The organism is Microcoleus sp. AT3-D2, from assembly GCF_036705715.1.
Taxonomy (GTDB): Bacteria; Cyanobacteriota; Cyanobacteriia; order Cyanobacteriales; family Microcoleaceae; genus Microcoleus.
Map to the genome: position 1 here is coordinate 1 of NZ_JAUBVE010000124.1, position 9,712 is coordinate 9,712.

Genomic DNA, 9,712 nt, shown 5'->3' on the forward strand with positions numbered 1-9,712 from the left:
TATCCTTGCTCTTCGCTGTGCTTATCTCAACGGTCAACTTTCAATTTGATGTATTTGCCAAACTGAGATGCACCCAACCGCTATGCTCTGGTGATGGAAGACTTTGGCGGAATTTCCTTATGTAAGCTGTTGTGCCTTTAAATAATAGGGGATCATAAAAAATGAGTTTAGTCAATCCATACAAAAATGCCAGCTAAAAACCATCTCAATACCCAACCAATAGAGAAACTCCAAAAAGTCTTAATAGAGGAAGAAAAGGCAAATATTAGAGAAAGAATTCTAATTTTATTATTGCTCAATGACGGCAAGACACAATCTAAAATTGCTGAGTTTTTGGGTTGCTCAGTCAACAAAGTATCTTATTGGTGTGTCAAGGGAGATCCAGACAATCTAGAAAGTCTAATTGATGAGAGGATGAAGGGAAATCACAAACAAGTCACAGATAAATATATAGATATATTATTAGAAACTATAGAAAAAGACCCTCAAGAATTAGGATATGATTTTGGACGATGGACAGCACAGAGATTAGCAACATACTTGGAACAATCCACAGGAATAAAATTAAGTGGAGGACAAGTTCGGAGGATATTAAAGAAAAAAAGTATGTTTACATCTGGGCTAAGTATAGCCTATAGTCGAAGAGAAATCCTGAAAAAAGAACAGCGTTTAAAATAAAGATAGCAGAATATTTAAAATTAGAAAAAGAAACGCCCGAACGATTACAGGTATGGTTTTGGGACGAGAGTGGATTTAGTTTAAGAGTCACCAGGAGAAAGAACTGGTGTAAAAAAGGCAGCCGAAAAAAGGTCAGAGGAGACCGGAGAAAAGGCAGAGTTAATGTAATGGGAGGAGTGAGGAATTCCGATAAAAAAAGGTGGGTAGAGTTCCTAAAAAAAGGCAATTCATCTAATTTTTATCAAGTGATAAAACTGTTTCATGAAGAGCTAATTAATGAATGGGCATCAGCAGGTAATCAAGCCTCATAATTTGCGGAAAAAGGAGCCATAATAGTTATTATCCTTGATAATGCTAGTTTTCACAAGAAAGAAGAGTACCTGAAAATAATTGAAACAGAAATGCCTAACCTTCATTTAGAATTCCTCCCCGAATACAGCCCAGACTATAACTTAATTGAATTAGTATGGCATTCGGCAAAAGAATATATTGCCAATCGACTTTTTACATCTATTGAAGAGCTAGAGTATTTATTGCACTGCCTCTTAAACGAAGGACAATTAATAATTAAATGGGGTCGCAAAATCAAAAATAAGGGCAATGCTTGTATCACAGTTTAAATGTGCAACAGCTTATCATGCTACTGAGATTGTGGAGTTGAATTTCATAATATGATAAGGTGCGCGCACCCTACGTTAATGAGGTGCGCGCTTGCCCGTTGACGCTTAGATATACGGAGAGGGTGGGATTTGAACCCACGTTAGAGTTACCCCTAAAGTAGATTTCGAGTCTACCGCATTCAACCGCTCTGCCACCTCTCCAATTGATTTGAGATGTGAGCTAAAAGTATTTTACCGCACAGTGCGCCAGATTGTAAATCTTTATAAAAAAGAAGTTTGATTTTCTTCAGATTCCAAAGTGGTCTTAAATCCCCCTGCTGGAGTCCACTGGAGGGCTCCATCGCGCCCTGTCCAGAATATCTGGGTTTTGCTTTGGCGCAGTTGGGCGGCGGTTTCTGGGTCGATTTCGTTAGCAGATGCGATCGCCACTTGCGGCCCAACCGCGCTTAATAACTCAGCCGTCAGGGCTTTTCCTGACCACCACAGCACTTGAGCCGGCTTCAAGGTTCCCGTTGCTGCCAATTTTTTTTGCGCTTCCGGTGTCATTTCACCGACGAGCAACCAAGTTCGATTTCCCACCAGGAATTCTACCACCGGAATCTCCGCATTCACGAACTGCAACCGCGTCGAACCCAGATCAACTGTACTCTTAGTTTCTAAAGGAAAGTAAACGCCTTGGCGAGATTGCACAGCCGTTATAAATTCCTGATTGCTGCCACGGTGAATTTGTTTCGGAGCATTGTTATCATAAAATGTTTTAATTGGCAAGCGTTCTAGTAATTTTCCCCAACCACTGCTCAAACCTAAATGACCGTGAGTGGCGATCGCAAAATTCACAGAATTAATTCCTTGCTTCTGCAAAAAAGGCAACACTGTAAACCTTACGGTATTTTCATCACCGCTATTAATTAGCGCCACTTTTCCCCTATCTTGAATTACTAAAACAGGCTCACCAGATGTCGCCAACAAAGTAACTTGAAATAAAGATGATTGAACGTGCCAAGCTGGCAAAACTATGATGCTAATTCCCGCCACAACCGCCAGCGGTAAAATCCAAGACGATGAAAAACTCGGCAGCGAAATCACTCTACTTTTACCCTTCTTCTTTCTTCCCTCTTTCTTCCTTCTTCGTTCTTCCTTCTTCTTTCTTCCCCCGATCCAAACCCAGCCAATTAAACTGTAAAGCGCTATTAGCTGAAACACCGATACTTGACCGACAGCTACCGAATTACCGGGTAATTGCGAGAAATATTGGGCGATCGCAATTAACCCCTTTGCCGGATAGTCCAGCAGTTGCGCTAAAACACTGCCAGCGGGCGGAAAAATCAATCCAGATAAAGCGCTAACCATCCCCCCAATACTCAAAATCCACAGCAAAGGAGCCGCAATAATATTAACTAAAATGCTGTAAGGTGATACCACACTAAAAACATAAAGTAACAGCGGCAGCACCCAAACTGAAGCGGCTATCGGAACCACAACAATCGAAGCGATCGCGGGCGGCATCCAGTCCAACTTTGCCATCAGTGGCAGCGTTGTCACGATTAACCCTAAAGTTGCCAAAAAACTCAGTTGGAAACCTAAATCCCAAATCCACAAAGGGTTAACCAGCAGTAAAATAGTAGCAGCAATTAACAGCAATCCCAGCGGCTTAACTTGGCGGCTCAGCACCAAAGCAAATAGTGTTCCAAATCCCATCAAAGCGGCGCGGCATACTGATGGTTCAAAGCCAGTTAGCCCCACGAGCAAAAATAAAGCACCGACGCCAAAGCTAAATTGCAATTGTTTGGAAAAACGCCTGGTTAAAGCTAGAACTAAAGCCAAAACCATCGAAACTTGAGTGCCGGAAGCTGCGATCGCGTGGGCTAATCCAGCCTGCACAAAAGAGTCGCGGATGTTGTAAGGTAAATCGACTGCTTGTTTGCCGAGGGCGATCGCACTGATCAAGGGCCCTTCGGGAACATTTAACTGCGATAGTTGCGATCGCACGATCCGCTGCCGCATCGCTTGAATTTTCGATGGCTGCATCCCGCTTGGTTCCAAGAAAGCAGCCGTTTGGCTGTTAACTCGATTTACATCCGCGATCGCCTTTTCTCTCTTCCAGTCGATTTGACGCCCTTTGAGCCCTACAAAAGCCCCTTCTCTGGCTAAATATGCTTGAAAATTAAAAGCCCCCGGATTCGACGGCGGCTGCGGTTTGTACAAGGAACCCACAACTGCGATCGTATTGTCGGCGTACAAACCCGTTGCTTGCAGCAGCGGCACTGTAACATAGAGTTTGCCGGATACTGGGCGGTTTACAACTGCTCCTCCCTCGCCGCCGTTGATTTCGCTAACTAAATCTGTTTCTAGCCAAAATTGCGATCGACCCGATAGAGTCAATCGAGGCGTACTGACAACTCTACCGCGAACTGTCACCGCCACTTCTTGAGTGTTCCCAACCGCCGGAATCAGTTTGCTGATGTCATCTATTGCCGGTTGGGGCGATCGAACTGCAAAATAAACGCTACCTAGAAACGCCACTAAACCCGCAACTGCCCACACCCATTTCGCTCTCGGCAGCCTCTCCAACAAACTCAATTCTTCCCTCGTCTCTAAGGGTTCTTCAAGAGTATTTTCTTTTTGCCTTGTCCGTCTTTTCTTAGTAATTTTGACAGAATTTTTAGTAAATTGTACCAACAATTTCGGCAGGGCGAGCGCCACCGCTATTCCCAAAGCAAATATCCCGTATCTACCCCAGGGAACCGCTGTAGAAATCAATCCCAAAATGTAGGCAATGCAGAAAATGACACCCGTTGCTTGATTCATTAATTAGTAATTCAGAGGGGGAATATTTCAGGGAAACCGATGCGGGACTTATGCACTCCTTACCAAAGAAACCGGGTTTTTTAACCCGAGTAAAGGGCTAAACGCCGTGAATTGGGGTAAAAAAATCGGTTTCTGGCTACCCGTGCGTAAGTTATGGCAAAATTTCTTTCCTTACGTTCTTTCTCTTCTCCTTCCCCTTCCTCTTCCTCTTCTAAATAGACAGCCCCAATTTTAAACCGAAAGCCGCGTGCAGCACCATAAGTGCAAGGGCTGTCGTGCCTAAATAAGCGTGAACTGCTCGCAGTGTCAGCTTATTGCCTCCAAAACCCGTTAGCGAAATCAAGCTGCCAATAGCCAGCAAAACCAGCACTGCCGAACCCGTCCAAAAATGCGGACTTTCCATGACAGGCTGGTGCTGCATCACCAGCGACAGCAAGCCGCCTGTATAGCCCAAAGCTAGAAACAGAAACATCCACGGTGCAAGCTTGCGGTGATCCGAGCGACTTTTGAGTGCGACATCTTTATCGGTTGCCAAACGTCCCTGCCATCCCGTATACCCGACAAAACTGCCCATCGCCACTACCACGATCCCCATCATTACAGGGTGTCCCCAATGGGTAATTGGTTTGGGAATTCCTAGACTGCGAAATTGACTGGCGATGGGTTCTAGTAGTTCGCTGAGATTTATCATTTGCTTGAGATTCCTAACTTTGCGATCACTAATTTTGGTTTAACCAACAACTTACTCTAAATAGCAATATTATCGATCGGGATTTTCAATCACTGTTTCCAGCCAGAAGTCTGTATAAAATAAAAGAGCCGGACACAGGAGAAGTGTATTCCCTAGGCTCAGCAGGGGAGCGGCCATTTCAGTTAATTTGAGCTCAGCAGTATCCAGTTTTTTGTCCCCACACCAGTAAGAGGATGCTATTGCAGACGGCGCTATGATTAAGCCTTACCGATTTTTGCAGCGAATTGTTCAACTGCTCGCCTACGCTTACTCCGCACTGATTGGCGGCTATCTGATTCTGAGACTGATCTTTTGGGACAGGCTGTGGCCGATTGCCTTGATGGGGGATTTTGTTCCTTGGATTTTCTTGCCAATCTTCCTGCTGCCACTTCTAGGGTTTTTTATCATAAAGAAACGCCGGTTCGCGATTGTTTCCTCTGTGGCGGGCATCTGTTTGCTGGGTTGGCTACACGTCACCTACTTTTCTCCCCAACCAGCGAACATCAGTGACTCCCAGCCAACCCTCAAGGTTTTTTCTCTCAACCTCGGCTGGCATCACAACTCCCCACAAGCTTTGGTTAACCTAATTCAGGAAGAAAAACCAGACCTCATTTGTTTGCAAGAAATTAAGGAGGATTACGCCAAAGAAGTATTCTCTAAGTTGGCCACATTATACCCGCACCACCTGGGGCGCGGATACCATGTGATTCTCAGCAGATATCCAATTCGCTCTTTCCAAAAGTTAAAGCTAGCAGGTGGGAACGAACCACAGGAACGAGCTGTTATCGAAATGAACCAGCAAGATGTAGTTCTTTATAACATTTCAACAACGCCACCGTGGTTTCGCCAGCATAAAATTTTGCCTTTTCTCAAAATCCCAGTTTACGAGTACGGCGACCGACCAGCACAAATTCAAGATTTAGTGCGGCGACTCCAGAAAGAAACGCTGCCGACTATTGCGGCCGGGGACTTTAATCTGACTGACCAGTCTCAAGACTACTATTATTTGAAAGCGGTTATGCAAGATGCTTTCCGAACAGCAGGACTGGGTTTTGGCTTTACTTTTCCTCACGGGTGGGATCTGAGTTTACTGGTTAAACAGTTAAACTGGAAATTAAATTTTCCCCTCGTGAGGCTTGACTATGTTTGGTATTCTCACCACTGGGGGGCAAAATCAGCCAAGGTTTTACCGCCAATTGGTTCAGAGCATCTGCCGGTGTCGGCCCAACTGGGGATGCAACCGGAAATTGGACGAGTGTAGGGGGTTGGCAACACTTTGGTGGGGCGACCACAAGGGCATTGGTGTCAATTTAAGCTCCGGCCTGTGATGCTGTTGGCGAATCCGTGAAGGGTGACACCTTACATTTGCTCCCGTCGCACCCCTCTTCGATCATTTCCGGTAATTACCCGCAATTAATTTTTCTTTCCCTGTTCCTCTTTCTTCTTCCTTCTTGGCGTACTTGACATCTTTGCGGTTCATGATTAAAGCCCCAAGGAAACAAAGTATTGATTCGCCAACAGTCTCATGGAATTCGCGGGTATCCAAACAAGGAATTTTAGACAAATGAAGATGTTTCCAATCAAGCCCAGACGACTAATGGCTGGAATTAAGCCTTACTGGCTTTGCAGTTGACTCCTGAATCGCCCGTAGGCCATAGCCCCCAGTCTGCGCTTCGCCCAATCTTCACAGCCTCATCCTCACTCTGGATGTTAAATTATACCGGCCTGCTTAAAGTTAATTTCAATTCCTTGACTTGTGAATGCCAAAGGGAGAAATTAACATCGCAGCCAACGAGCAGTCACACTTCTACATTTTGCTAATCGCTCTCAAGGGAGAATCAAATTCTGGAAAAAAACTAGAGGTTCCAAGTTTGAGACTTCTTGCATAAAGTATGCCGTCTGCCCAGGCTCACTTCGATCGACTGAGCGCTAAACCGTCTGAAGGCAGCCTGATAGCACCCTTGTCTGTTGAGCAGCCATCGCTGTGTACCTAAATGAACCCTCTCGACTAACTCGCTGGGGATTCGGTTTTAGCAGACAAGCACTCACTTTCTTGCGTCGCCTTCCTCGGAACCGTGCAATCGCTACACTCACTGCGCCGTCGCTAAAGTAGCTTCCGAAGGTTGGATTTGATACTTTACGAGATTTGCCAGTTCTTGTAACTGATTAATCGCTTCTGCACCTTCTAGCTTCATGAGTTCGCGGTCGTCCCGCATCTCAGTCCAAGTGATACCGTAATCTGACACTAAAAATCGAATCAGATGGTTGTCCGTCAAACTGACCATAAATGAGGCACTGTTCATCTGACCCCCGCAAGTGTAGCAGGATGCCAGATAACCCCGATGCTCTAGCACGATCGCTAAAGCTTGGAGGTTCATTACCAAATCTTGAACGAATTTACGGTGTTGTTCTGCAAGTCTCAGAAACACAGTTCTCCTCCTATCACCACACCGTGTATTTTACATCCCATTTAATAATTTCTTAATAACTGGGTATTTAGGTGCTGGTTCAGTATAAGTTTAGTATGCTCAAAAAAAATCGGATTAGCGACCTCTTCAGCCTACCTATACTAGATTAACCGAGTTGTGCTCGAAACGCAGTATCAGCAGCGACATTCAGCCAAAACAGGCTATCACGGGGGACTCCAGCCGGAAAATTTGCCTGCTATCAGGGCTGATTCAGCCGTCGGAGAGTCCAAAGATACAAATAACTAATGATAGTAATGAAATTAGTTAAGTATAAGAGTTCAATCGCCCTGGGGATACTCGTCCCAAAGCGTCGTCGTCTGCCGCAAGCTCCGAAAATCCCCGTTCCCCAAAATCAAGTGATCCAGCAGCGGAATCGACAAAAACTGTGCTCCCGCCAGCAACTGTCGCGTCAAAGCAATATCCTCCGGGCTTGGTTCCACAATCCCGGAGGGGTGATTGTGCGAGATAATCGCCCGTGTTGCCCCCTGGCGGATCACCTCGCGAAAAATATCCCGTGGGTGAGCCAAAGTTTCCGTTGCTGTGCCGATCGTAATTACCTGAGTACCCAGCAGCCGATTTTTCACATCCAGCAGCACCACAGCAAAACGTTCCTGAGACTGCCACATTAAATCCTGACTCAGGGCATCTGCCGCCGCTTGCGGAGAGTCAACCACAGCCATTTCCGGCGGCCGCGACTGAAACACCCGCTTCCCCAACTCCACCGCAGCCAAAATCGAAGTTGCCTTAGCAGGGCCAATCCCGTGAATCTGCGTCAACTCCTGAACGCTAATACTGCGTAGCACCGCCAGAGGATCGCGGTGGTGCAAACTCAACTGATTTAAAATATACTGTCCGAGCCCGACGGCGGAAAGTTTGCCGGGTCCTTGACCAGTACCCAGGAGAATCGCAATCAATTCTGCAGTCGCCAAACTTTTTGGGCCGCCGGCCATCAACCGTTCCCGTGGCCGTTCACTCGTTGGCAAATCGACAATTCTCAAGCTGTAAGTCATAGCTGCACCCGCACCGCAAGCTCAACAATTACACAATTTTAGCCGATCAATTTGCGTTCTTCAATTCGTACTATCACCGAAAAAAGCCTTCATCATTAACCGAGGCTGTTGGCCGAGCAAATCTAATCTAGCGTTTCGCAAGCGATCGAGTCTTGATCTCGATCTAGCTGGTAAGTAATAGGCTAACCATTTCTGAGAAATAGGGTAAGATTATTGCAACTTATTTGCAAGTAGTATCGCTATTTCCAATGCACCATGACGTTTACCTTAACTCGATCGGACAGGGATGAATTGTGGGACTCGACAAACCGATCGCAAAACCCTCAGACTGCGATCGACAGCTTTGAAACAGTTTAGCAAATGCCATCCTGTCTGGGTTCTGGCTACAGTCGCGATCTACAGCTAGCATCAGGGATATGGTTAAATTTGTCGGATTGCACTTGCCAACAAGATTGGACGGTGAAAGTCCCTGACCATGACCACTTAATCCAGATAAGTAGTTAGACAGAATTAATTACACAAATACATAGTAGAATGATATTCCAGGCAAAATTATGAGTTAATTAGAATTTCATATGATGTTTATCAGGGAAATAAATCCTCTTTCGTCTAAATTGTTACAGCGAATTTATCGTCAAAGCCGACATCATCAGGTACGTCACGCGTGCACATTGCCTCATATTAGCTTCGCAAGGAGTAAAAAAAGGAGAGTTAATGAATATTTTTAAAATAAGTTATAAGACCCTTTATAACTGGTTCACTCGGTGGGAATTAGAGGGAATAATAGGACTTTATAATAAACCAGGAAGAGGTGCTAAGCCACTATTTAACTCTTCGCAGAAAGCCCAAATTAAAGAGTGGGCTAAACAATCACCAAGACAATTAAAAAATGTTAGCCAAAAAGTTCAAGAAGCCTGGGGCATAACTCCCAGTACAAAAACAATTCAAAGAATAGTAAAAACTCTAAATATGAGTTGGCATCGTATGCGAAAAGGAGTTGCTGGAACGCCTCCAGCCCAGGAATATCAAGAGAAAAAAGCGCAATTAGAAGAATTAAAGCAATTGGATGATCAGGGTAAAATTGATTTATATTACTTGGATGAAACGGGATTTTGCTTGATTCCTTGTGTCCCCTATGGTTGGCAGGAAATCGGAGAATATTTAACAATTCCTAGTCGTCGTAGTCAGCGAATGAATGTACTAGGAATCATGAATAGAAATAACCATCTTGAAACTTATATTTCATTTCAAAGTATTAATTCAGATGTGGTTATTGCCTGTATTGATGCTTTTTTCCCAACAGTAGATAAGCCAACGGTGATGGGAGCGTGTCACTTTTGCGATGAGTACAAATACTCATAAATGCTAGGCAGAGGTTTTGAGCTATTTTTGGGCAAA

Annotated in this window: 7 protein-coding genes, 1 tRNA gene and 1 pseudogene; 3 read left to right on the plus strand and 6 right to left on the minus strand. The window is 44.9% G+C overall.

All coding sequences use genetic code 11. From position 1 onward, the window contains the following. Positions 1–186 precede the first annotated feature (186 nt). Positions 187–1,298, plus strand: a pseudogene (locus QUB44_RS29370) (IS630 family transposase). A gap of 114 nt (positions 1,299–1,412) precedes the next feature. Here QUB44_RS29370 and QUB44_RS29375 read toward each other — a convergent pair. The 3 genes from QUB44_RS29375 to QUB44_RS29385 form a co-directional block, all read right to left on the minus strand. Continuing rightward, positions 1,413–1,499, minus strand: a tRNA-Ser gene (locus tag QUB44_RS29375). Between the two features lie 60 nt (positions 1,500–1,559). Continuing rightward, positions 1,560–4,106 carry a ComEC/Rec2 family competence protein gene (locus tag QUB44_RS29380; RefSeq protein WP_333373118.1) on the minus strand — a complete coding sequence of 849 codons (2,547 nt, stop codon included), beginning with the start codon at positions 4,104–4,106 and terminating at the stop codon, positions 1,560–1,562. 211 nt (positions 4,107–4,317) lie between these two features. Continuing rightward, positions 4,318–4,797 carry a DUF4079 domain-containing protein gene (locus QUB44_RS29385; RefSeq protein ID WP_333160912.1) on the minus strand — a complete coding sequence of 160 codons (480 nt, stop codon included), beginning with the start codon at positions 4,795–4,797 and terminating at the stop codon, positions 4,318–4,320. Positions 4,798–5,050: 253 nt separating this feature from the next. Here QUB44_RS29385 and QUB44_RS29390 point away from each other — a divergent pair, with 253 nt between their 5' ends. Next, a complete protein-coding gene (locus tag QUB44_RS29390) occupies positions 5,051–6,097 on the plus strand; it encodes an endonuclease/exonuclease/phosphatase family protein (protein WP_333373120.1) in 1,047 nt (348 codons plus the stop codon). An 829-nt stretch (positions 6,098–6,926) separates the two neighbouring features. Here the strand turns inward: QUB44_RS29390 and QUB44_RS29395 are convergent. The 3 genes from QUB44_RS29395 to QUB44_RS29405 all read right to left on the minus strand — a co-directional run bounded on the left by QUB44_RS29395 (position 6,927) and on the right by QUB44_RS29405 (position 8,723). Continuing rightward, positions 6,927–7,265 carry a DUF1815 family protein gene (locus QUB44_RS29395; RefSeq protein ID WP_015176985.1) on the minus strand — a complete coding sequence of 113 codons (339 nt, stop codon included), beginning with the start codon at positions 7,263–7,265 and terminating at the stop codon, positions 6,927–6,929. A 317-nt stretch (positions 7,266–7,582) separates the two neighbouring features. Further along, a complete protein-coding gene (gene radC, locus QUB44_RS29400) occupies positions 7,583–8,314 on the minus strand; it encodes a RadC family protein (protein ID WP_333127827.1) in 732 nt (243 codons plus the stop codon). Between the two features lie 262 nt (positions 8,315–8,576). Next, positions 8,577–8,723 (minus strand): hypothetical protein, encoded by a 147-nt coding sequence (locus tag QUB44_RS29405; RefSeq protein WP_333373122.1) that lies wholly within the window; start codon positions 8,721–8,723, stop codon positions 8,577–8,579. Positions 8,724–8,962: 239 nt separating this feature from the next. Here QUB44_RS29405 and QUB44_RS29410 point away from each other — a divergent pair, with 239 nt between their 5' ends. Continuing rightward, positions 8,963–9,676, plus strand: coding sequence for an IS630 family transposase (locus QUB44_RS29410; RefSeq protein WP_333373125.1), 714 nt, complete (start codon positions 8,963–8,965; stop codon positions 9,674–9,676). Positions 9,677–9,712 lie beyond the last annotated feature (36 nt).